This window comes from Streptomyces sp. N35, from assembly GCF_016464295.1.
Classification (GTDB): domain Bacteria; phylum Actinomycetota; class Actinomycetes; order Streptomycetales; family Streptomycetaceae; genus Streptomyces.
The window spans coordinates 1-21,051 of record NZ_JAEIMH010000093.1 but is presented as its reverse complement, the minus strand read 5'-3'; the positions used below and the strand labels follow the sequence as shown (position 1 = coordinate 21,051).

Sequence of the window (21,051 nt, the reverse complement as noted above, 5' to 3'; positions counted from 1 at the left end):
TCGATGCTACTTAGCCTGCCTGAGCCGCACCGTCGTCGGCCTTGTCCGCGTCGGCCTTGTCCAGGGGGCCGGCCTGAGCCGGCCCCGCCGGGCCGCCGCCCGCCAGCTCGGCCCGGCGCAGCAGCGCCGCCGCGAGCAGACCGCCGAGGAACACCGCGATGGCGCCGACCAACTGGCTGGTCTGCAGACGGGTGGCGAAGCCGCCCTGGCTCTCGGCCCGCCCGCCCGCGGCCTGGGCGGCCGCGAGCGCGGCCGGCAGCGAGCTGGCGGTGACGGCGACGAGCGCCGCGAAGCGGGCGTTGAGCACCGCGCCGAGTACGGCCACACCGAGACCGTTGCCGAACTCGGCGAGGGTGCCGTTGATGCCCGCGCCCACACCCGCCTTCTCGGCCGGGATGGCGCTCATGATCGCGTTGGCCATGGCGGGCTGGGCGACCGCGAGACCGAGGCCGAACAGGAACAGGCCGAGCAGCATGCCCCAGTAGCTGCCGTCGGTGCCGCCGCCGAGGATCGCGATGGAGGCGAGGCCGAGGGCGACCACGGTCATGCCGAGCAGCACGGTCTTCGGCACGCCCAGCTTCATCAGGAACTTCGGCCCGATGCCGGTGACGTTCAGGACCACCACGGTCAGCGCGAGCGGCGCCATCCGCAGACCGGCCTCCAACGGCTCGTATCCGAGGACGAATTGGAGGTGCTGGGTCAGCAGGAAGAGCGAACCGCCCATGCCGAAGACGACGAGCAGCGAGCCGGAGACCGCGCCGATGAACTTCGGGTTCTGGAAGAAGTGCATGTCCAGCATCGGATACGGGATGCGCAGCTCGTACAGCGCGAAGGCACCGAGGAACACCACACCCACCAGGGCGGAGACCCCGACCTGTGCGGAGAACCAGCCGTGCTCGGGCCCGGAGATGATCGCGAAGACCACCGAGGACATACCGATGGTGGAGAGCAGCGCGCCCATGAGGTCGGGCTTGTCGCCCTGCGGGTTCTTGGACTCGGGCACCAGCTTGATCACGGCCACGAGGCCGATGAGCGCGACGGGGATGTTGATCAGGAAGATCGCGCCCCACCAGTAGTGCTCCAGGATGAACCCGCCGACGAGCGGGCCGCAGACGAAGCCGAGCGAGCCGACCGTGGCCCACAGGGCGATGGCCTTGACGCGCTCGCTCTCGTCGAAGATCTGCATCACGACGGCGAGCGTGGTGGTCATGAGCAGCGCGCCGCCGATGCCCATGCCGGCGCGGGCGGCGATCAACTGGCCGCTGGAGTCCGCGAGTCCGGCCCAGAGCGAGCCGATGCCGAACAGCGCGAGTCCGAGGGCGAGCAGCTTCTTGCGGCCGTAGCGGTCGGCCATGTTGCCGGCCGTGAGGAGCAGGCCGGACTGGACGAGCGAGTACGCGTTGATCATCCACTGGATGTCGGCGGTGGACGCGTCGAGCTCCGTGGTGAGCGAGGGGATCGCCACGCTCAGGACGGTGTTGTCGAGCAGCACGGTGAGCTGGGCCAGGCAGATGACGCCGAGGATCAGCCAGCGCTGCGGGTGGCCTCCGGTGATGGCTCCGGCTCCGGAGGGTTGGTCGGCGGTCGGGGCCGTCATGGGGCAGGACTCCTTGTGCGGTGTACGGGAAACGGTCCCGTACACCGTACAAGGACTTCTTGTACGGTGTACAGTGAGTTTGCGTCGGACGGGGCTAGCCCTTCGCCTCGGTCAGGTCGTACAGGGTGCTGTCCCCCACTGTGACCTGCTCGAAGTTGTCCTGGACCCACTCGGAGATCTGGGACGCGGTGCCGTTTCCGCCGCCCGTTCCGCCGCCGTCCGTGCCTCCGCCACCCATGCCTCCGCCCACGAAGTAGTGGATCTTCCCGTCCGCCACGTACCGCTTGAACTGGGCGAGCGTCGGGGACGGGTCGCTGCCGTTGAAGCCGCCGATGGACATCACGGGCTGCTCCGTGGCGAGCTGGTAGCTCGCCTGGTTCTGGGAGCCGACGGCGGCGGCGACCCAGGTGTAGTCGTCGGCGTTCTCGAGGAGCGCGGCCCTGGTCTCGGCATCGACGTTCGCGCCGTTGAGGAGGCCGCCCATGCCGCCGCCCATGCCGCCGCCCGGCCCGCCTTCGCCCGGGGCGCCGCCGTCCGGCATACCGCCGGGCTGGGTCCGGCTGTTGCCCTGCTGTCCGTCCTGTTGAGGGGTGCCCTGCTGGCTGTTGCCCTGCTGAGGGAGACCCTGCTGTCCGTCGCCCTGCCGCCCAGGCGGCTGCATCCCGCCTTGACCACCGCCCGCGGGACCGCCACCAGGGCCCCCGCCTCCAGGCCCGCCCCGCCCGCCGGACACCGTCGGTCCCGCTGTCACGATCGAACCGCTGTGGCCCTCGGCGAGCGTCGTCCAGGTGTACGCGACCGGCCCGGCAAGGCCCGCGAACAGGCCCAACCCCGCGGCCGCGAGCGCCACTTGGCGTCCGAGGCGAGCCGCGGCCAGCACGGCGGCCGCTCCCAGTACACCCGCGAACAGCACGGCCCACCGCAGCCACGGCACATAGTCCGCGGAACGGCCGAGCAGCACGTACGACCACCAGGCCGTCCCCGCCACCGTCACCGCCAGCGCCGCGCAGGACCACAGCCGGCCGCGCTCCTCCCACAGCACCGAAGCGCCCATGCCGACGAGGGCGGCGATGTACGGAGCCAGGGCCACGGTGTAGTACTCGTGGAAGATCCCCTGCATGAAGCTGAAGACCACGGCGGTGATCAGCAGTGCCCCGCCCCAGGCCAGGAAAGCCGCGCGAGCCGTGTCCGTGCGCGGGACCCGCCGGGTCAGCCACAGGCCCGCGAGCAGCAGGAGCAGTGCGGCGGGGAGCAGCCAGGCGATCTGACCGCCGATGTTCGAGGCGAAGAGCCGGTCGATGCCCGTGGCTCCCCAGCCCCCGCCCTGACCGCCGCCACCGCCACCGCCGCCACCACCACCACCGACGCTTCCGGTCTCCTCGCCGTTCAGCCGCCCGAGCCCGTTGTAGCCGAAGGTCAGCTCCAGGAAGGAGTTGTTCTGCGAGCCGCCGATGTACGGGCGGGAAGCGGCCGGCCACAGCTCCACGATCGCGACCCACCAGCCGCCGGAGACCACCAACGCGAGGGTCGACAGGGCGAGTTGACCGAGCCGCTTCCGTAGCGGAACCGGCGCGCAGACCGCGTACAGCAGAGCGAGCGGCGGCAGGATCACGAAGGCCTGCAGCGTCTTGGCCAGGAACGCGAACCCGACCGCGACCCCCGCCCACACCAGCCACTTGGTGCGTCCGTGCTCGAGCGCCCGCAGCACGCCGTACACGGCGACCGTCATCAGCAACGCGAGCAGGGCGTCGGGGTTGTTGAAGCGGAACATCAGCGCGGCCACCGGCGTCGTCGCGAAGACGGCGACCGCCACAAGCCCCGCGCCCGCCGTGAACCGCCGGCGCACGGCCGCGTACAGGACGGCCGCCGTCGCCACGGCCATCAGCACCTGGGGCATGAGGATCTGCCAGGAACCGAGGCCGAAGATCCGTACGGACAGGGCCATCGGCCACAAGGCGGCCGGCGGCTTGTCGACGGTGATGGCGTTCGCTGCGTCCGATGAGCCGAAGAAGAAGGCCTTCCAGCTTTCGCTGCCGGCCTGGACGGCGGCGGAGTAGAAGGAGTTGGCGTACCCCGAGGCGCTCAGGTTCCAGGTGTAGAGCGCGGCGACCGCGAGGAGCAGGACGAGGAACACGGGCCGTGCCCAGCGCGGGTCGTCGGGCCGCCCTCTCCACATCCTGTGGACGAAGGAGGCGTCGCGGCGGCGATGCGCCGGGGCGGTCACGGGGGTCGGGACGGTGAGGGTCATCGGCGCTCCATGGAGTTATCCACAGGTCGGGCGGGGACGTTGCTCGGGCGATAGCCTGGAAAGGGCTTCGGCCCCCGGGTGGGCGGGGACTGGTCTCCCCGGGTGGGCAGGGACCGCTCTCCCTGAGCCGACAGGGACCGCTCTCCCCATGCCGGCAAGGACCGCTCTCCCCGAGCCGGCAAGGACCGCTCTCCCCGAGCCGCCAGCGACTGGTCGGGAAACACCCAGACCCGGAAAAGCAGGAACCTCAGCACAGTCGCCGCCGCATTGGCCGCGATCAGCACGATCAGCTCGGTGGTGTGCGTCGGCTGCCCCACCGCCGAGTCGAGCGCCGCGAGCGAGCCGCTGGTCAGGGCGAGCCCGATGGCGAACACCACGAGTCCCTGGGCCTGATGGCGCAGCGCACGCTCACGGCCGCGCACGCCGAACGTGAGCCGGCGGTTGGCGGCCGTATTCGCGAGCGCGGAGACGAGGAGCGCGGCGGCGTTGGCGATCTGGGGGCCGAGTCCCGTACGGAAGAGGGAATAGAGCGCGAGGTAGAAGAGGGTGGAGAGCACCCCCACGGCACAGAAGCCAACCAGCTGGCGCGCCAATCCGCCGGGTACACCGGACAGTTGGCGGTCCCGCGGATCGTCGCCGAAGGGGCGTGCTAGGCGGTCGAGGGGGAGCGCGCCGACCGCGAGGGCGCGGCCCACACGCCATACGCCGAGCAGGTCGTCGGTGGCCGTCCGCAGGATGTGGACGGTCGAATCCGGATCGTCGACCCAGTCCACCGGCACCTCGTGGATCCTGAGGCCCGCGCGCTCGGCGAGCACGAGCAGCTCCGTGTCGAAGAACCAGCCCGTGTCCTCGACCATCGGGAGCAGCCGCTCGGCCACATCCCGCCGGATGGCCTTGAAGCCGCACTGGGCGTCGGAGAAGCGGGCCCGCAGCGAGCCGCGCAGGATCAGGTTGTACGTACGCGAGATGAACTCCCGCTTGGACCCGCGCACCACCCGCGAGCTGCGCGCGAGCCGCGAGCCGATCGCCAGGTCCGAGTGCCCCGAGATCAGCGGGGCGACCAGCGGGAGCAGCGCGTTGAGATCCGTGGACAGGTCGACGTCCATGTACGCGAGGACCGGCGCGTCGGACCGTGACCACACGGCCCGCAGCGCACGGCCGCGGCCCTTGGCGTCGAGCCGTTGGCTCTCCACCTCGTCGATCGACTCGGCGAGATGCGCGGCGATCCGCGGCGTACGGTCGGTGCTCGCGTTGTCCGCGATCGTGATCCTGAAGCCGTACGGGAAGGTCTCCGCCAGGTGGGCGTGGAGTCTGCGGACGCAGGGTTCGAGGTCCTTCTCCTCGTTGTGGACGGGGACGACGACATCGAGGACCGGTGTTCCCCTGACCTCGGCGGGCAGATGCCGCCGCACCGGCAGGGTTTCCGGGCGAGATTCGCTTGGCATGCCACGACCCTCGCCAAGTGCCCTGTCACGGCAGTGTGCTGAGGCTGTCCTCCGGCTGTGAGTGATCGGCTGCGGAGATGGCCCCGGAGACGGGTCCTGGCAACTCGACGGCGAAGAGGGTGCGTCCGGGCACGCTCTCGACGTGCACGCTCCCGCCGTGCGCGGCCACGACCGCCCGTACGATCGCGAGCCCGAGCCCCGTCGAACCCGCCTCGGCCGTACCCGCCGCGCGGGCGCGTGAGGCGTCGCCGCGGGCGAAGCGCTCGAAGACATGGGGCAGCAACTCGGCGGGGATCCCGGGCCCGTTGTCCTCGACCTCGATACGCAGCCGGTCGCCCGGCCGGACGCGCGCGGTGACCACCGTCCCGGCCGGTGTGTGGGTGCGGGCGTTGGCCAGCAGGTTCACCAGAACCTGGTGCAGGCGTGCCGGGTCGGCCCGTACGAGAGCGGGCTCGTCGGGCAGTTCGAGGCGCCACACATGAGCGTTGCCGGCCGCCCGGGCATCGCCTACGGCGTCAACCACCAGTACGGACAGATCGGTTGGCTCGTACGAGAGTGGTCTGCCTGGTCTGCTGCCGCTGCTGTTGCCGTTGCCGCCGCCGCCGCTGTCGCTGGCGTTGCCGTTGCCGCCGCTGTCGCTGTCGAGGCGGGCGAGCAGCAAGAGGTCCTCGACGAGGACCGTCATCCGGGTCGCCTCGGACTCGATCCGGCCGAGGGCGCGGCGGGTGTCGGGCCCGGTGTCCTCTCGGCCACGGCGCGTGAGCTCGGCGTATCCCCGTATCGAGGCGAGCGGGGTGCGCAGCTCGTGGCTGGCGTCGGCGACGAACTGCCGCACCCTCGTCTCGCTGTCCTGGCGCACCCGCAGCGCATCGTGCACATGGTCGAGCATGCGGTTGAGCGCCGCGCCGACCTGGCCGACCTCGGTGCGCGGGTCGGCGTCGGGGACGCGTTCGTGCAGGGCGGGTTCGCCGCTGTGCAGCGGGAGTTCGGAGACGCGGGTGGCGGTGGCGGCGACCCTGGTGAGCGGGCGCAGCGCCACACCGACCATGGCGGCACCGGCGAGGGTGGCGGCGACCAGGCCTGCGCCGGCCACGCACAGTTCGACCACGACCAGGGTGCTGATCGTGGCGTCGACCGAGGAGGTGGACATGCCGACGAGCAGGTCGCCGTGTTCGCCGCCCGAGGTGTACGCGACGCGGTAGTCGCCGAGGCCCGGCAGCGAGACCGTGTGCGGCCCGCCGTCCTCGGACACCCCGTCCAGGGCGGCCTTCTGGTCCGCCGTGAGGTCGGTGACCTCGGCGGGGCCCCGGGCGTCGGCGCTCTCCGCGCTGATCGCGGCTCGCTGCACCCGGCCGTCCTCGACGGTCGCGCCGACCGTGCCGAAGTCCTGTCCGGGGAGGGTGAGGAACGCGAGCGGGTCCGTCGGCGCGTTCACCGGGTGCTCGCCCTGCGGCGGTCCGCCCGCGCGCCGGGCCAGCTCGGAGAGCTGCGTATCCAACTGCTCGTACAGATAGGACCTGAGCGCGACCGCCGTCACCGTGCCGATCACCGCGCAGACCACCGCGATCAGTGCGACCGCCGAGACGACGAGGCGGGTCCGCAACGACCGCGGGGGTCTCATCGCGCGCCGGCTCCCACAGGGACCTCGGCGGCGGACCCGGCGGGCTTGACGGCGGCCACGGCGGACCCGGCGGGCTTGACGGCGGGCTCGGCGGGCCTGACGGCGGGCTCGGCGGGCCTGACGGCGGGCTCGGCGGGCTCGGCGGGCTTGATCAGATAGCCGGCGCCGCGCCGCGTGTGGATCATCGGCGGCCGTCCCGCGTCGAGCTTCTTGCGCAGATACGAGATGTAGAGCTCCACGACGTTCGCCTTGCCGCCGAAGTCGTAACTCCACACGCGGTCGAGGATCTGCGCCTTGCTGAGCACCCGGCGCGGATTGCGCATCAGATACCGCAGCAGCTCGAACTCGGTCGCGGTGAGCTGGATCTGCTCGCCGCCGCGGGTCACCTCGTGGCTGTCCTCGTCGAGGGTCAAGTCCCCTACGGCGAGCAGGGATTCACTCCGCTTGGCGGCCGCCCCTGACCTGCGGATCAGACCGCGCAGCCGGGCCACGACCTCCTCAAGGCTGAACGGTTTGGTGACGTAGTCGTCGCCGCCCGCGGTGAGCCCGGCGATCCGGTCCTCCACCGCGTCCTTGGCAGTCAGGAAGAGCACCGGGACGTCGGGGGAGTCGGCGCGGACGCGGCCCAGGACGGTGAGCCCGTGCATGTCGGGCAGCATCACGTCGAGGATCACGGCATCGGGCCGGAACGACCGTGCGGCCTGGATGGCGCTCGCACCGTCGTGTGCGGTGCGCACCTCCCAGCCCTCGTAGCGCAGCGCCATGGCGAGCAGCTCGGTGATCGCGGCCTCGTCGTCCACGACCAGCACCCGCACGGGAGAGCCGTCCGGCCGGAACAGTTCGGTACGTGTGTCGCTCTTGATGGGGGCCATGGTGACGACCTTGGCGGGGGGCTGTGAGAGCTGTCTGACGCGAATCTGTGAATTCCCTGAGAAACGGTTGAGGGGCGGGGCGGGCTCGGGGCTCGGGGCTCGGGGCTCGGGGTCAGGCTCGGGACGGGCTCGGGACGGGCTCGGGACGGGCTCGGGACGGGCTCGGGACGGGCTCGGGGCGGGCTCAGAACAACCCGTCCTGCACCCCGCCCAGCTCCACCGTCGGCACCGTCACCGCGCCGCCGCCCACGGCCTCGCCGCCCGGGACAGCCTCGCCGCCCGCGACCGCCTCGAGCCGCCAGCCGCCGAGCAGGCGCCCGTCCAGGACAAGGCCGCGGCCCGTATCGAGGTGCAGATCAGGACCCGCGGCCGCGACGAGGCGGCCCGCCACGACACCCCCGTCGACGAGCTCCCGTACCACCGAAGCGGCCTGCGTGAGCCCCGCCAGGCCGAACTCCCCACGGTGGTCGACCACTTCACATGCGGCCGTGGTCATCGACTCGGGCCAGCCCGCGAGCCCCACCGCCCGCGCATGGGCCCGCACCAGCTCCGCCGCCCACTCGTCGGCCGGCGGCAGCGTGGCCCGCACCGCCCTCTTCTTCGCGTACGGAATCCGGTCCGGCACCCCCAGCGCCACCCCCACCAGCTCCTCCACCCGCCGCGCCGCCATCAGCGGGCCCCGGCCGAGCCAGGTGAACGCGACCGCGCCCTGTTCCAGGAGCCGCGCCGAGCCGCGCTCGTCCGCGGTGATCCCCACTTTGACGAGCCCCGGCCCGAAGGTGGCGAGATAGACGGCATACGGCCGCGGATCATCGGTCATGGTGTCGGCGGCGACGGAGTAGGACCGGTCGATACGGGCGCACTCCTCGCACTGCGCACGGGCCGCCCGGGCGGACACGCCGGCCCCGGTCGGACACGGCGTACGCCGCCGCCCCCGCCGCACCCCGAGACACCGCCGCCCACCCCGGGCCACGAACCCGAGCTCCTGCCCGTACGCAAGGGGGCTCTCGCGCTCGCCGCGCCCGTCCCCGAACCATCCGAGAGCAGGCCGCCCACCGCTCCACCGCACCCCTGTGCACCACCACGCCATGGGCCCCATCCTGGTACCCATGACTGACAGTCGCGTCCCGCCGCCCGACCCGGCTCGCGTTCCGATGTCCGCTTCGGCTCGCCTCTCGCCGCCCGACCCGGCTCGCGCTCCGGCGCCCGGCCCGGCTCGCGTCCTGACCTGGCAGGTGACGGAGACCGGCGGCTTCGAGACGGCCTGGGTCACCCCGACGGGTCCGCGCTCCTTCTCGGCCCGCGGCCGCGTCTTCGCCGCGCTCCCGCACCCGTACTGGCTCTCGTACGAGCTGGAGACGGGTCCTGACTGGATCACCCGCCGGCTGACGGTGACGGCCGAAACCACCGACGCGACCGTGCACTTGGACCTGCGCCGGGACGACGGCTCCGGCGACTGGACGGCGAACGGCGTTCCGCTCCCGTGGGCGGACCCCGGCACCCTGGACTGCGACCTGGGCCTCTCACCGCTCACCAACGCGATGCCGGTCCTGCGCCACGACCTGCACCGCGCACCGGGCAGCCAGGACTGCCGGATGGCCTGGGTCTCGGTCCCGGACCTGACGGTGCACGCGTCACCGCAGACGTACACCCACACCGGCCCGGGCCCGGCAGGCACCCGTGTGCACTTCAGCTCGGGGGACTTCGCCAGTGACGTGGAGTTCGACGAGGACGGCTTCGTCACGAGCTACGTGGACCTGGCCCACCGGCTCAGCACTCGATGAACCAGCCTTGAGGGGCTAGCTCTTGAGGGGCTAGCCCTTGAGGAACTCCCGCAGCCCGGCGGCGGTCTTCGTCGCGTCATACCCCTCGGGAACCCCGGGGACGAGAATGATGTCCCCGTCGAGGTGCCTCGAGCGCAGCGGCGCGATCTCCTGATACGCGTCCGACTGCCACCAGGCCCGCGCCTCCTCGACCCCGGGGAACCCGATCATCACGACGTCCTCGTCCCAGCTCCCCTCGAGCACCTCGTGCGGCGTGACGTGCACGAGGAAGCGCCCGCCGTACGGTTCGAAGGTCCCGGGAATCCGCTCGATGTACTCGGCGATGTCCGGGTGCAGCTTCGCTGCCTTGTGCAGACGGGCGATGACGTACGCGGACATGGCGTCCTCCGGCTCTCGTGCCTGCGGCTCTCGTGGCTTCGGCTCGTGGCTTCCGAGTGGGTACGCCTCGATGGTGGCAGCGGCGGTACGCGGGGTCGATTACCTGGCAGGTAAGTGACGCACGCCATGCGCCGGCTAGCAGCACTGGTAGAAGAACTCCGCCTTCTCACCATCCGGCGAGAGAAACAGATAACCCACCCCGGTGTCACCGAAGTTGACGTCGAACGGCAGGTTGCAGGAGTCGAACTGGGCGACCAGCTGCCAGCCCTCGCCCGGCGTGCAGTCGTCCTGCAGCCAGACCGGTACGACACCGGGCCCGCCGAGCTGGTCCATCCGGATGCTGCCTTCCGCATCCTCCTGCCGCGCCTCGACCGCCTCCTGGAGCCGCCACTCCCAGTCGTCCTCGTCCTCCCCTTCGACCGGCTCCAGCCGCCGCTCGGCCTCCCGCCTGGCCTCGGCGAAGTCCACCTCCTCCGCCACCCGGAGCAGGTGGGGCCGGTCCAGCTCGGTGGGTCCGGTGGCCGAGGCCCGTACCTCGAAGGACTCGGTGACATGGCCGCCCGGCTGTACGACGGTGGCGTGCTCACCGCTGAACCCGATGGCGAACAGGTAGACCATCCGGTCCTTCCCCCCGCCGCCCTCCTGCGCCGGCACCTTGAACTGCCCCATGAACGGCGCAAGTTCATCCTCATACGGATCCACCGGCCACTGCGGACCCTCCACCCACCCCGGCTGCCCACCCAGCCGACTCCCTTCGCCGACCTCCCCCTCGGCGTCACCGGCCGGGTGGTAGGTCGTGAAGCGGTAGCGCATGGGATCCTCCGTGGTTCCTGCGGGGCCGGCGGGCATCATCCTTGCGCCGCCTCGACCTTGAGCGTGTAGTCCACGGCGACGGACAGGTCATCGGCCTCGCCGCGGATCTTCAAGGAGTGCGATCCGGCTTTCAGCGGGGGCAGTTGGACCCACAGCCCGCACCCCTTGGTGATCAGCGTCTGGTCGGTGTCGGTGACGGGGTTGCCCGCGACCCCTTCCACCATGATCCCTTCCACGGGGTGAGTCTGCGCTTCGAGTGCCTTGCCGTCCAGGTGCGCCGACCCCTTGGCCTGCTCCATGAAGACCGCGCAGTCCTGCTCGTCCGGGGTCATCAGATTCGCCAGCGGGAAGGCCAGTTGGACGTTGTCGGGGACGGTGCAGGTGCGGCGCTCCTTGGTGCCGAAACTGCCGGCGAGGAACCAGACATCCCACTTCTGGTTGCGCTCGCAGTCGCTGCCGTCCTTGTCCATCACGGGATTGGTCGCGGCCGGCTCGCGCGCCGCCCACGACCACCAGCGGCCCTGGAGCTCAGCGGACGGCAGGGGTGTGAACGCCGACCCCGACGAGGCCGCGGCGGACGGTTCGGACGAGCTCTTGGCGGACGGCTCGGACGGCTCGGACGGCTCGGCTGAGCTCTTCGCGTCGCCCGCGCCCGCATCTCCACGACCACCACCACCGGATTCGCCGCACCCCGCCAACCCGGCCACCAGCACCGCGGCGACCACGGCCGCCGCCCCACCCCTGAACCTCATGCGTGCCTCCCCTGCACCACAAAGAGCGCAAGAGTAACCAGGGGCGCGCGCTCTAGCGACGGTGGGGATCGCGGCGGTTCGGGGGGACCTCGAAGATGACGTTGGTGTAGCGGTAGGTCATCCGGTCGTCGTGCGCCTGGTCGCGCGCGTACTGCTCCATGAGGAGGCCGTCGGCGTTCTCCGTACGGGAGTTGCGGCGCAGGACGACTGCGATCAGAACCGCCACGATCGCGGCCATACCTCCGATCAGCAGACCGATCTCAAGCATGTGAGCCCCACCCCTTGGACCTGCTCAGCCCCCGTGAACAGGTCCGTGGGGTATCCCCCGGCCACGGCTGCGCAAAACGCGGCGCTCGTCAGGGGCGGGTCTCCGGGACTCCAGGTCTCCGGGTTCAGGTCTCCGGGTTCAGGTCTCCGGGTTCAGGTCTCCAGGCGTTCCTGGAGGCGGACGGTCACGGTGTCGCCCTCCTCCTTGCCGATCGCCTTGCGCACATCCGCCTTCACCGGCAGCTTGTGCGTGCCGTCACCCAGGGCCATGAACGAGCTACGGAACGGATGACCGTCGATCGTGCCCCGCACTTTCACCAGCCCACGGGTGCCGAAGTACGCGGCCGCCTCGGGCCATACGACATAGGTCCAGCCGCCCTTGTTCGGGCTCTTCTGCAGGGTTGCGGTGAATTTCTTGTCCATGGGGATCCCGCCTGTTCCGTAGCAGTGGATGAGAAAGCGGCCCGCCTCACAGCCTGCCTCCGCTTTCGTATCGATCACCACTTGAGACCGGGACGGCCGCGAGAACTCATCGGCGCTGGATATTCTCCGGCGGTGTCGCATCAGCCCCTGAACCAGTCGCCGGACCAGTCGCCGGACCAGTCATCGCAGCAGTCGGTGGCGAGCGCCGTCAGCCTCGCCGGTGTGCTGGCGCACTGCGGCGGAAGCCCGGCCGGCGCCGTGGAGTGGCTCGTACGGGCCATAGCCTCGGCTCCGGCGTCCCCGGAGCCTTATGCCGCGCTCGCCGAACTCAGGCGGGACCGGCGCACGGAGCTGGAGTCCGCGCTCCAAGGCAACAGCACCTTGAGCGCCGTACTCGGGCAGGGCTACTTCTTCTTCCTCGACGGCGCGATGGACGACGCCGCGATGACCCTGGGCTCGGTCACGGGAGCCCGGCCCGACGTGGCCTGGGGCGCCGCGCCCTGGTTCGGCGACACACGCTTCCTCGCCGGTGTGAGCGCCGAAGCGCTGGCCGAGGCCTGTCTGCGCGTCCTGGACCCCGGCCACGACCTGGACTCGGACGAGATGCGGCAGCGGTTCGCGCCCTGGTTCCACGCCCTCGACGTGGTGTCCGAGCGCAGCCCCGTACCGGATTCCCTGGCCGCCATGTCCCGTCTGCCCCGCGCCTGCGGGCACTACGAGCTGGCCTTCGCCCTGTGCGACCGGGCCGACGCCGTCGCCCGGAGCATGTGGACCGAGGTGGCACGGGCGAACACCTGGCGCGCGAGGGGTGATCTGGACCGGACGGCGGCGGCGTTCGAACGGGCCCTGACGCTGGACCCCGCCAACTGGTCCCTCCACTTGGACCTCGCCGACGTACGCGCGGAACAAGGGGACTTCGCCGCCGCGGTCGCCCTGGTCGACGAGGGCCTGCGCCACGCACCGCGCGAGGTCTCGCTGCGCGCGGCGGGCGCCGCGTACCGCACGCGCCTGTCCGGTTCACCTGAGGACCTGCGGACCCTGATCGCCCTGGCCCCCGAGCTCCCGAACCCCGGCTACCGGGACGTCCTGATCGCGTACGCGTGCGAGGGGGCGGGGTTGCCGGGTGGCCTCGTCGCGGAGGCCCGGGGCATCTGCGGGGGCTGAGCGGTCAGTCGGTCTTGGCGGGGCGTTCGGAGACGAAGGAGCCGAGGCCGACCTCCGCGCGGATGAGGCCTTCCGTCTTCAGGTGCGCCAGCACCTTCTGCGCGGTCGACGCGGCCACTCCGAACTCGGTGGAGAGTTCCACCACGGACGGGACTCGCGACCCGACGGGGTAGGTGCCGTCAGCGATCCGATCCGTGATCGTCGCGGCTACCTGGCGCCAGATGGGGCGCGTGCGATCGAGTTCCGCAGTCATGCGGTTGACGCTAAAAGACTGCGGTAGACCGCGCGACCGCAGTAGACTGCGGTAGACCGCGATGAGATGGCCCTGAAAGACCCCCGCGACGGCTGCAACCGCCCGGGGGCATGGCCACCAGCAAATCCACGGAGCTGACGACATGACCGACCTTATCCGCCGTATCGCCGCATGGCTGTGGCAACCCAGTGTTGGCGCCCCTGCCGTCCAGGGCGCCAACACCCCGACACCAGGCCTCCGTTGGGCCGCGCCGCGCATGGTGGCCCCAGCGCTCCCCACCCACCGCAGCCCGTACGGCCTGGACGACACCGATCCGCTTCCCGGAGAAGCCACCGCTCTCGTACGCCCCTATCTGACCGCCGACGAACAACGCCGGCGTCGACGTGAGCTCGTCCTCGCGACCCTCGGGATCGACGCCCCCGGGCCGTACTGGATCCACGGCATGGAGGTGGCGTGACGTGCTGCCGCACGAGAAGGGCGAGGCGGCCCGGCTGCTTCCGTGGAACGGGCCCGAGGGCAAGCCCTGTTACCTGATCGGCGACGACACCGGACCGGTCTCCCGCGTGGCCGACGTGACCGAGGCGGTCCAACTGGCCATGGGCGCCGAGCTGTTGACGTACACCCGGGGCATGCTCACCAACAGCGTCCACGACCCCGAACTCCGCTACCTCGCCGAGCGCCTGGCCGAGGCCCTCGGCGACACCCTGCGGATCGCGGAGAGCCGGGGCACGCGGCTGCGGCGGCAGGACCTGCGGCCTACGGACTGCGACGGCAGGTCAGGCCACTAGGAGGCGCAGACCGTCGGGGTCAGGACACCAGGGGGCGCAGACCGTCGGGGTCAGGACACCAGGGGGCGCAGACCGTCGGGGTCAGGACACCAGGAGGCGCAGACCGTCGGGGTCAGGACACGAGCAGGCGGAGGCCGAGCTCGGCCGCGTCGAGGGCGACGAGATCGCGGTTGTGCTCGGCCCAGTGACCCGAGTCGAGGTCGGCGCGGAGCCGGGCCACCGCCCGCTGTTCGGCCTCGGGACCGACCCTCGTCCACACCGACACCGCACGCCGCACATGCTCCTCCAGGTACGCCTCGGGCCTGCGCCAGTGCGCCTCGAAGAAACCGTCCGCGCAGTCCCACGGAATCAGCACCGGCTCCGCACGGCCCCCGACCGCTTCGGTCAGGTCGGCCATCGAGGGCCAGCCGGTGAGCAGACCGCCGAACTCCGGCAGGTAGTCGCGCGTGAGCCAGAACCGGTCGAGCCAGCCGGGCGTACTGGCGTCGTACGTGAACACCACCACCCGGCGGGCCACCCGCCGCATCTCGCGCAGCCCCGCCACCGGGTCCGGCCAGTGGTGGATGGTGCTGACCGCCATCGCGGCATCGAAGGACTGGTCCTCGAACGGAAGGCTCTCCGCACTCGCGGCCACACACGGCGCCGCACCCGCGGGACGCTGAGCGCGCATGACGGCCGACGGTTCCACCGCCGTGACCTCACGGTCCGTGGGCTCGTAGGAGCCGGTGCCGGCCCCGACGTTCAGCACGGTCCGCGCGTCCCCCAGCGCCTCCCGGATCCGCTCGGCGATCCGCGGCTCGGTGCGGCGCGTCGCCGGATAGGCGGTCCCGATCGCCTCGTACAACTCCGCACCGAACAGCCTCAGTTGCTCCTCCGGCGTCGTCCTGAACCCCATCGCCCGCGCCTCCAGCTCCTCGTCGATGCCCGCCACCATGGCCGCCGTACGATCACGCTGCTCGACGAGCAGGCCACGCAGCCGGCGCAGGCGCGCGACCGTGTCCGCGGCCGGGTCGTCGACGAGATCCGCGATCTCGCTCAGCCCGAAGCCGAGCCTCCGGTACGCGAGCACCTCCCGCAGCCGCTCCACATCGCCCGCCGCGTACGCCCGGTACCCGGCGGCGGTCCGCGCGGACGGCCGCACGAGCCCGATCCCGTCGTAGTGATGCAGCGTCCGCACACTCACCCCGGCCAACTCGGCCACACGCCCCACGCTCAAGTGCTCTTCCACGCCCCGACCATGCGCCATGACGCCACGTGAGGGTCAAGCTCCCGGGCGAGACGGCCCGCCTCCACCGCACTCACCCGATGCCGGGCACCCGCACCACCGCGCCCGAAAGGAGCAGCCGGGTACACCCGTCGACGCTATTGACGGGCCCTCGCGGGGGCGGGTCGGCCGCGAACGGACCGGGCGACCGTATAAGCGTGATCATGAACGCTTCCCCACCGCCGCCCCCCGACGGCAACGACCCGCCCCCTGGCCGCCCTCAGCAGTGGGGCCCCGGCACACCGCAACAACCGCCACCGTGGAACGGTCAGCAGCAGCCCGGCCCCGGCTGGCAGCACCCCTCGCCACCGCCTCCGTACGGGCAACCTCCTTACGGCGCGCCGCCACAGCCACCCAAGAAGAGCCCCTGGAAGTGGATCGCGCTGGGCTGTGGCGGTCTGCTGATCCTGGTGGCCGGCGGATGCGCGGCCCTCATCGTGTCCGTCGGCTCGGACGAGGGGAAGAAGCCCGAGAAGGTCACGTCGTCGGCGTCTGGCGCGCGGAAGGACGAGACGGCCTCGTCCCAGGAGACCTTCCGCGTGGGCGACACGATCGCGGCCGACGGCTGGGAACTGAAGGTCAACAAGGTCATCGACCCGTTCGTCTCCGGCAACCAGTTCTCCACCCCGGAGGCGGGCAAGCGCTTCATCGTCGTCGACCTGACCGTCAAGAACACCAAGGACCGGGCGCGTACGGCCAGTTCGTTCTTCACGAGCGAGGTAAGGGACGAGGACGGCCGCGCCTACCGGCAGACGATCGTGGTCGGCGTGGACCAGGCACCGGACGGCGAAGTGGCACCGGGCGAGCAGCGCACCGGGCAGATGGCCTTCGAGGTCCCGACGGACGCCCGCACGCTGCGCCTCGACTACAGCACCGGACTCTTCCTGGGCGAACGCGTCGTCATCGACCTCACGGGGTGAGGTCGCACAGCCCCGCCCGCCGGCGGGCAACGTGAAGGCCCCGGGACGACCTCCTGGGGCCTCGCATCGAAAATACTTAGCCATACGAAAAGTCGGACGTTCTGCGGTAAGGTGAGCCAAATCCGTTGATGACGGCCGCTGTTAGCGCATCGGGATGCTCATCCGGTGGTCAGAGCTGAGTCTGAGGGACTCACCGCCAGCGGTATTTCTGCGCGGCTGTATCCGCGCCCTTCCGCATCGCGCTCGCCCAAAGACCTTGCCGTCCACACCCTGCGGCTCCGCCTGCCGGCTTCACGATGCGTGTCCTTCGGAGTAGCCATGGACGCGCCATCGCTCAACGGTTCCACGCCAGTCAAAATCGACCCGGACACGGCCACCGTGTGGCTTTACGGCCACGCCACCGGAGCCCGTAAAGCCACCGTCACTCAGCACCTTGCGACGCTGCTCTGCCATGGGCAGGACGACATCGTGGTCGACCTGTCCGGGGCCGCCGGCCTCTCCAACTCCCTGGTCGATGTCTTCGTCGCCATCGCCTGCCTGATGGAGCCCCCACGCCGGCTGATCCTGCGTGCTCCCGCATCGCTCGCCCTCACCCAGCGCCTGACGACACGGTCGCGGAGGCCCGACGCCTTACCCCCCACGCTGATCGTCCGGGAAGAGTAGACCGCCACCGTTACCGCACTCCACCACTGCACAGGCAACGCAAAAAGCCCCCGGATCATCTCCGGGGGCTTCTCGGCCGTGTGCACTCGGCAGGATTCGAACCTGCAACCTTCTGATCCGTAGTCAGATGCTCTATCCGTTAAGCTACGAGTGCTTGTTCTGTTGTCCCGCTCCGGTGCTTTCACCCCGCTCGCGGCGACAGGAAGAACATTACATGACTGCCGCCGCCATGTGAAATCCGTTTACCGCACCCCTTGCGACCTGCGGAAACAGCCGGATCCGCACGGATGGCCCACACCCCCGGAAACGACTCAGGGAGTCCGCGTCGTACGACGTGGACTCCCTGAGTCTTTGTGCGGAGGCGGAGGGATTTGAACCCTCGATGGGATGTAAGTCCCAAACCGCATTAGCAGTGCGGCGCCATAGACCGGACTAGGCGACGCCTCCACGCACCTGCGCGAGCGCGTGGTGCGATGCAGATGATGACACAGCCGAGCGGGCTGTCACCAATCGCCCCCCACGGTACTAGGCACGTGGGCGGCAGGGCAAAGCATTGCCGCGGGTGCGCAACGTACGGGGCCCGAAGGCGTTGAACAGGGCGTCCGCCCCACCCCTGGAGCCCCCATGTTGTTGCGTCGTCTCGCCGTTTCCGCCGTCGCCTCGTTCGCCGCGGTGGCCGTCGTGCCCACCGTCGCGGCCGCCGACGAACCGCCGGCGCATGCGCTGCCCGAGCCGCAGCCGGATGTGCTGACCATCACGTCCGGGGACGGATCGGCGCTGCCGTATGAGACGTATGAGCTCAGCTGCCTGCCTGACGGGAGCGGGGGCGGGAGTCATCCGCGGGCCGACGAGGCCTGTGAGCGGCTCGATGCGATGGCCGGTGAAGGGCGCGACCCCTTCGCGGCCGTGCCCGCCGACTCGATGTGCACGATGCAGTACGGCGGGCCCGAGACCGCCCGGATCACCGGGACCTGGCGTGGCCGGCAGGTCACGGCGGAGTTCGACCGGCGCAACGGGTGTGAGATCGGGCGGTGGAACCAGCTCGTGCCCGTCCTGCCCGAGGCCTCGCCAGACTCGGGTGGCCCCCGCGTCTGGTGAGCGCCCCCGGCATGGCCGCGTGGCCCCGCGTCCGCAGAGCGGTCACGCGCGTCCGGTGAAGGTGCTCGTCGTGTGCAGTCACACCTCCTCCGTGGCGCCTTCCTGGGATCTCCCTCTCATCCGGCGTCCCCAGCGCAACCGCTGCCCGTAGACTCCCTTGAGTGACATGCCACGGGCCGGGGGGAAAGCCGGGTCCGGGGGCACGCAAGGTGCGGTAACAGGGAGGACCCGTCGTCGTGAGCAGCAGGCCATCCCGAGGCGCTGCTCGCCTCGCAGCCATACTCGACGCCCTGCCCGACGCGCTGCTGCTCGTCAACGCCAACGGCACGGTGGTCAACGCCAACACGATCGCGCTCGATACGTTCGAGGCGCCGGGTACGGCTCTTGTGGGGCGGGGGCTGCTCGATCTCCTGCCCGCATTCGACTCGCGGCTGATCCCGGGGTCGATGCGGCGGCCCGACGCGGCCGACGAGCGCGGGCGGACCAAGCCGAAGCGGATGACCGCGCGGCGGACCGACGGCAGTGAGCTGCCCGTCGAGGTGACCAGCGCGAATCTGGACGGACGCCAGGCCTACGAGAGCCAAGGTGCGTGGGGCGACGAGCTGTTGATGCTCGTCGTACGGGATCTGTCCGGCACCGTCGACACCGAGGCCGAGCTCGCACGGTCGCAGCGGCAGACCGAGATGATCCTGCGCGCCGCCGCCGAGGGTGTGGTCGGTACGGACACCGAGGGGCGGGTCGTCCTCGTCAATCCGGCCGCCGCGCAGATCCTCGGGTACCGGGCGAGCGACCTGGGCGGCAAGGAGCTGCACGCTCTCGTGCAGCACTCGCGCCCGGACGGTGAGCCCTTCCCGTACGAGGAGAGCCCGCTCGCCGACACCCTGCGCTCCGGCCGCAAGCACCGCGTACGCGGGCAGGTCCTGTGGGCGAAGAACGGCAAGCCGGTCGCGGTCGATCTGACCACCGCTCCCGTACGCGACGGGGATCAGCTGGTCGGCGCGGTGCTCGCGTTCACCGACCGGCGGCCCTATGACGCGCTCCAGGAGGAGCTCGACCAGGAGCGGGCCTCGGCGCAGGAGAAGTACGAGGCACTGGCGGCGCAGGAGCAGGAGCGGTACGCGGAGTTGGAGTCCGCCTCGCGTGAGCGTTACGCGGATCTGCAGGAGCGGGAAGCCGCCCGTTACGAGCAGCTCGTCGAGCGGGAGCGCGAGCGCTACGAGCAGCTCGCCTCGCGCCATGCCCAGCTGCTCGCCGTGCTCGGTGAGTCGCTGCGCGGACCGCTCGAGCAGCTGCGCGGGGAGCTCGGCGGGCTCGCCGCCGATCCGGCCGGCCAGCTCTGGCCCGAGGCCAACCAGATCCTGCACCACCTGGCCGCCGGCTATACGCGGATGACGACCCTCGTCGACAACGTCCTGAACTACCAGCTCCTCGACGACGGTTCGCACTCCCTGCACAAGGTGCCCGCGCTGCTCGACCGCGTCGTGACCGCCGGTGTCGAGGGTGCGGTGGATCTGATCGGGCCCGGGCGGGCCCAGTTCGCGGTGCACGCGCCGCCGATCGAGGCCGAGGTGGACGCCGGGCGGCTGGCCACGGCGCTCGCGCATCTGATCGCGGATGTCGCGGGGATCGACTCGACGGGCAACGCGCGGTCGGCCGACCCCGCGGCGGGTTATGTCGACTCCACGATCGTGGTGGCGGCGGCGCAGCGCGGTGATGTCGTACGGATCGAGGTCCGCGGGCCGTACGCGGGCGGCGATCCGGTGCACGCGCCGCTGGTGGCCGGGATCGTACGGGCGCACGGTGGTGTGCTGCAGACGCATGAGGTGCCCGGGACGGGCGGCTGGGGGCAGCGCCCACGCCCTTCGGGCAGTGGGGGAGCGTACGTCCTCGAAGTGCCGATCGGGTCGGGTGCCGGGACGATCGAGGCCGCTCCCGCGGGAAGCGAACTCGCCCTGCCCGAACAGGCCGGCGCCACGGCCGCCGATGCCGCTTCGCAGGCCGGTGTGCCCGGGTCCGGCGGGCGGCGGCGTGCGCGCCGGTCGTCCGTGGACTCCTTCCTCGACAACCGGCAGGGCCACGCACCTGTGGAGCCTTCGGACGGCGCGGGCGCCACGGAGCCGGCGGCCCCCCCGCCCGCGGCGCCCGGCCGGCGGCGCGGGGGGGCGGGCGCGGCGGCCGAAGCGGCCGAGGCCGAGCGGGTGCCCGCGCAGAACACCGCGGATTCCGACGGGGACGGCTTCTCGGTGCCCGACGGGGCCGGGATCTCGGTGCCCGACGGGGCCGGGGTCTCCGTGTCCGACGGGGCCGGGATCTCCGTGTCCGGAGGCGGTGGCGGGACGGGGCGTCGGCGCCGTACGAGCAACCAGGCCCACCAGAACGTGAGCGCGGCCGAAGCCCCGGCGGGGGGGTCCCCGCGGCCGACCACGCGGCGGGGGCGCCCGGGGGTGCACCGGGCCCCGGCGCGACCGTGCCGCCGCAGGGCATGCCCGCGGGCGAGCCCGTGGCGCCGACGGGGCGAAGGGCCCGGCCCGAGACGGCCGTTGCCGCGCTGCCGCCGGCCGGTACCGGTGACGGGGAGGCCCCCGTCGCCGAGGCGCAGCCGACCGGGCGGCGCCGCAGGGCGCCGGGCGCGGGCGCCCCGCGGGGCGCGGCGGCGGCGGGGGGCGCGGGGGGGGCGGGGTTTGCCCCGCCCCCCCCCCGC

The 21,051-nt window shown here is 71.6% G+C and carries 20 protein-coding genes, 2 tRNA genes and 1 pseudogene; 8 read left to right on the top strand and 15 right to left on the bottom strand.

The annotated features are described in order from the left end of the window. Nucleotides 1–10: 10 nt before the first annotated feature. The 6 genes and pseudogenes from JAO81_RS35125 to JAO81_RS35100 all read right to left on the bottom strand — a co-directional run bounded on the left by JAO81_RS35125 (nucleotide 11) and on the right by JAO81_RS35100 (nucleotide 8,873). Nucleotides 11–1,597, bottom strand: a complete 1,587-nt coding sequence (locus tag JAO81_RS35125; protein ID WP_199552042.1) for an MFS transporter — start codon at nucleotides 1,595–1,597, stop codon at nucleotides 11–13. Between the two features lie 94 nt (nucleotides 1,598–1,691). Further along, a complete protein-coding gene (locus tag JAO81_RS35120) occupies nucleotides 1,692–3,845 on the bottom strand; it encodes a glycosyltransferase family 39 protein (RefSeq protein WP_199552041.1) in 2,154 nt (717 codons plus the stop codon). Further along, nucleotides 3,842–5,290, bottom strand: coding sequence for a bifunctional glycosyltransferase family 2/GtrA family protein (locus JAO81_RS35115; protein WP_199552040.1), 1,449 nt, complete (start codon nucleotides 5,288–5,290; stop codon nucleotides 3,842–3,844). The genes JAO81_RS35120 and JAO81_RS35115 overlap by 4 nt, the downstream gene beginning before the upstream one ends. A gap of 25 nt (nucleotides 5,291–5,315) precedes the next feature. Beyond that, nucleotides 5,316–6,911 (bottom strand): HAMP domain-containing sensor histidine kinase, encoded by a 1,596-nt coding sequence (locus tag JAO81_RS35110; RefSeq protein WP_199552039.1) that lies wholly within the window; start codon nucleotides 6,909–6,911, stop codon nucleotides 5,316–5,318. Between the two features lie 140 nt (nucleotides 6,912–7,051). Then, nucleotides 7,052–7,783: pseudogene (locus JAO81_RS35105) on the bottom strand (response regulator transcription factor); the annotation flags it as partial. Between the two features lie 184 nt (nucleotides 7,784–7,967). Next, complete coding sequence (locus JAO81_RS35100; protein WP_199552058.1) at nucleotides 7,968–8,873, bottom strand: DUF2797 domain-containing protein; 906 nt, start codon at nucleotides 8,871–8,873, stop codon at nucleotides 7,968–7,970. A gap of 19 nt (nucleotides 8,874–8,892) precedes the next feature. Here JAO81_RS35100 and JAO81_RS35095 point away from each other — a divergent pair, with 19 nt between their 5' ends. Then, entirely contained in the window at nucleotides 8,893–9,567 is a 675-nt protein-coding gene (locus JAO81_RS35095) for a putative glycolipid-binding domain-containing protein (RefSeq protein ID WP_233416364.1), read from the top strand. Between the two features lie 30 nt (nucleotides 9,568–9,597). Here JAO81_RS35095 and JAO81_RS35090 read toward each other — a convergent pair whose 3' ends face one another. The 5 genes from JAO81_RS35090 to JAO81_RS35070 form a co-directional block, all read right to left on the bottom strand. After that, nucleotides 9,598–9,945 carry a DUF1330 domain-containing protein gene (locus JAO81_RS35090; protein WP_199552038.1) on the bottom strand — a complete coding sequence of 116 codons (348 nt, stop codon included), beginning with the start codon at nucleotides 9,943–9,945 and terminating at the stop codon, nucleotides 9,598–9,600. A gap of 135 nt (nucleotides 9,946–10,080) precedes the next feature. Beyond that, nucleotides 10,081–10,758, bottom strand: coding sequence for a hypothetical protein (locus JAO81_RS35085; RefSeq protein ID WP_199552037.1), 678 nt, complete (start codon nucleotides 10,756–10,758; stop codon nucleotides 10,081–10,083). A 35-nt stretch (nucleotides 10,759–10,793) separates the two neighbouring features. Next, nucleotides 10,794–11,510, bottom strand: coding sequence for a signal protein (locus tag JAO81_RS35080; protein ID WP_233416363.1), 717 nt, complete (start codon nucleotides 11,508–11,510; stop codon nucleotides 10,794–10,796). 52 nt (nucleotides 11,511–11,562) lie between these two features. Next, nucleotides 11,563–11,778 (bottom strand): hypothetical protein, encoded by a 216-nt coding sequence (locus tag JAO81_RS35075; protein WP_199552036.1) that lies wholly within the window; start codon nucleotides 11,776–11,778, stop codon nucleotides 11,563–11,565. Between the two features lie 152 nt (nucleotides 11,779–11,930). Further along, a complete protein-coding gene (locus JAO81_RS35070) occupies nucleotides 11,931–12,200 on the bottom strand; it encodes a DUF1905 domain-containing protein (RefSeq protein WP_199552035.1) in 270 nt (89 codons plus the stop codon). 195 nt (nucleotides 12,201–12,395) lie between these two features. On the opposite strand from JAO81_RS35070, the gene JAO81_RS35065 reads away from it, so the two are divergent. Further along, nucleotides 12,396–13,364, top strand: a complete 969-nt coding sequence (locus JAO81_RS35065) for a tetratricopeptide repeat protein (protein WP_199552055.1) — start codon at nucleotides 12,396–12,398, stop codon at nucleotides 13,362–13,364. A 4-nt stretch (nucleotides 13,365–13,368) separates the two neighbouring features. On the opposite strand, the gene JAO81_RS35060 is transcribed toward JAO81_RS35065, so the two are convergent. Then, nucleotides 13,369–13,617, bottom strand: a complete 249-nt coding sequence (locus tag JAO81_RS35060) for a GntR family transcriptional regulator (RefSeq protein ID WP_199552034.1) — start codon at nucleotides 13,615–13,617, stop codon at nucleotides 13,369–13,371. 142 nt (nucleotides 13,618–13,759) lie between these two features. On the opposite strand from JAO81_RS35060, the gene JAO81_RS35055 reads away from it, so the two are divergent. Together JAO81_RS35055 and JAO81_RS35050 are read left to right on the top strand one after the other, a co-directional pair. Further along, nucleotides 13,760–14,074: a hypothetical protein gene (locus JAO81_RS35055; protein ID WP_199552033.1), complete on the top strand. Its 315-nt coding sequence runs from the start codon at nucleotides 13,760–13,762 to the stop codon at nucleotides 14,072–14,074. A gap of 4 nt (nucleotides 14,075–14,078) precedes the next feature. After that, on the top strand, nucleotides 14,079–14,405 hold the full coding sequence (locus tag JAO81_RS35050; RefSeq protein ID WP_199552054.1) for a hypothetical protein: 327 nt from the start codon (nucleotides 14,079–14,081) through the stop codon (nucleotides 14,403–14,405). Between the two features lie 112 nt (nucleotides 14,406–14,517). On the opposite strand, the gene JAO81_RS35045 is transcribed toward JAO81_RS35050, so the two are convergent. Beyond that, nucleotides 14,518–15,651, bottom strand: coding sequence for a MerR family transcriptional regulator (locus JAO81_RS35045; protein WP_199552032.1), 1,134 nt, complete (start codon nucleotides 15,649–15,651; stop codon nucleotides 14,518–14,520). Nucleotides 15,652–15,833: 182 nt separating this feature from the next. Here JAO81_RS35045 and JAO81_RS35040 point away from each other — a divergent pair, with 182 nt between their 5' ends. Beyond that, nucleotides 15,834–16,589 carry a DUF4352 domain-containing protein gene (locus JAO81_RS35040; protein ID WP_199552031.1) on the top strand — a complete coding sequence of 252 codons (756 nt, stop codon included), beginning with the start codon at nucleotides 15,834–15,836 and terminating at the stop codon, nucleotides 16,587–16,589. Between the two features lie 318 nt (nucleotides 16,590–16,907). Further along, a complete protein-coding gene (locus tag JAO81_RS35035; protein ID WP_199552030.1) occupies nucleotides 16,908–17,252 on the top strand; it encodes a hypothetical protein in 345 nt (114 codons plus the stop codon). A gap of 81 nt (nucleotides 17,253–17,333) precedes the next feature. Here the strand turns inward: JAO81_RS35035 and JAO81_RS35030 are convergent. Together JAO81_RS35030 and JAO81_RS35025 are read right to left on the bottom strand one after the other, a co-directional pair. Beyond that, nucleotides 17,334–17,406 (bottom strand) — tRNA-Arg (locus JAO81_RS35030). A gap of 202 nt (nucleotides 17,407–17,608) precedes the next feature. Beyond that, nucleotides 17,609–17,699 (bottom strand) — tRNA-Ser (locus JAO81_RS35025). 177 nt (nucleotides 17,700–17,876) lie between these two features. Here JAO81_RS35025 and JAO81_RS35020 point away from each other — a divergent pair. Beyond that, complete coding sequence (locus JAO81_RS35020; protein ID WP_374194389.1) at nucleotides 17,877–18,350, top strand: SSI family serine proteinase inhibitor; 474 nt, start codon at nucleotides 17,877–17,879, stop codon at nucleotides 18,348–18,350. A 236-nt stretch (nucleotides 18,351–18,586) separates the two neighbouring features. Continuing rightward, the coding region (locus tag JAO81_RS35015; protein ID WP_199552029.1) for a PAS domain-containing protein at nucleotides 18,587–21,051 on the top strand (2,465 nt) is incomplete at its 3' end.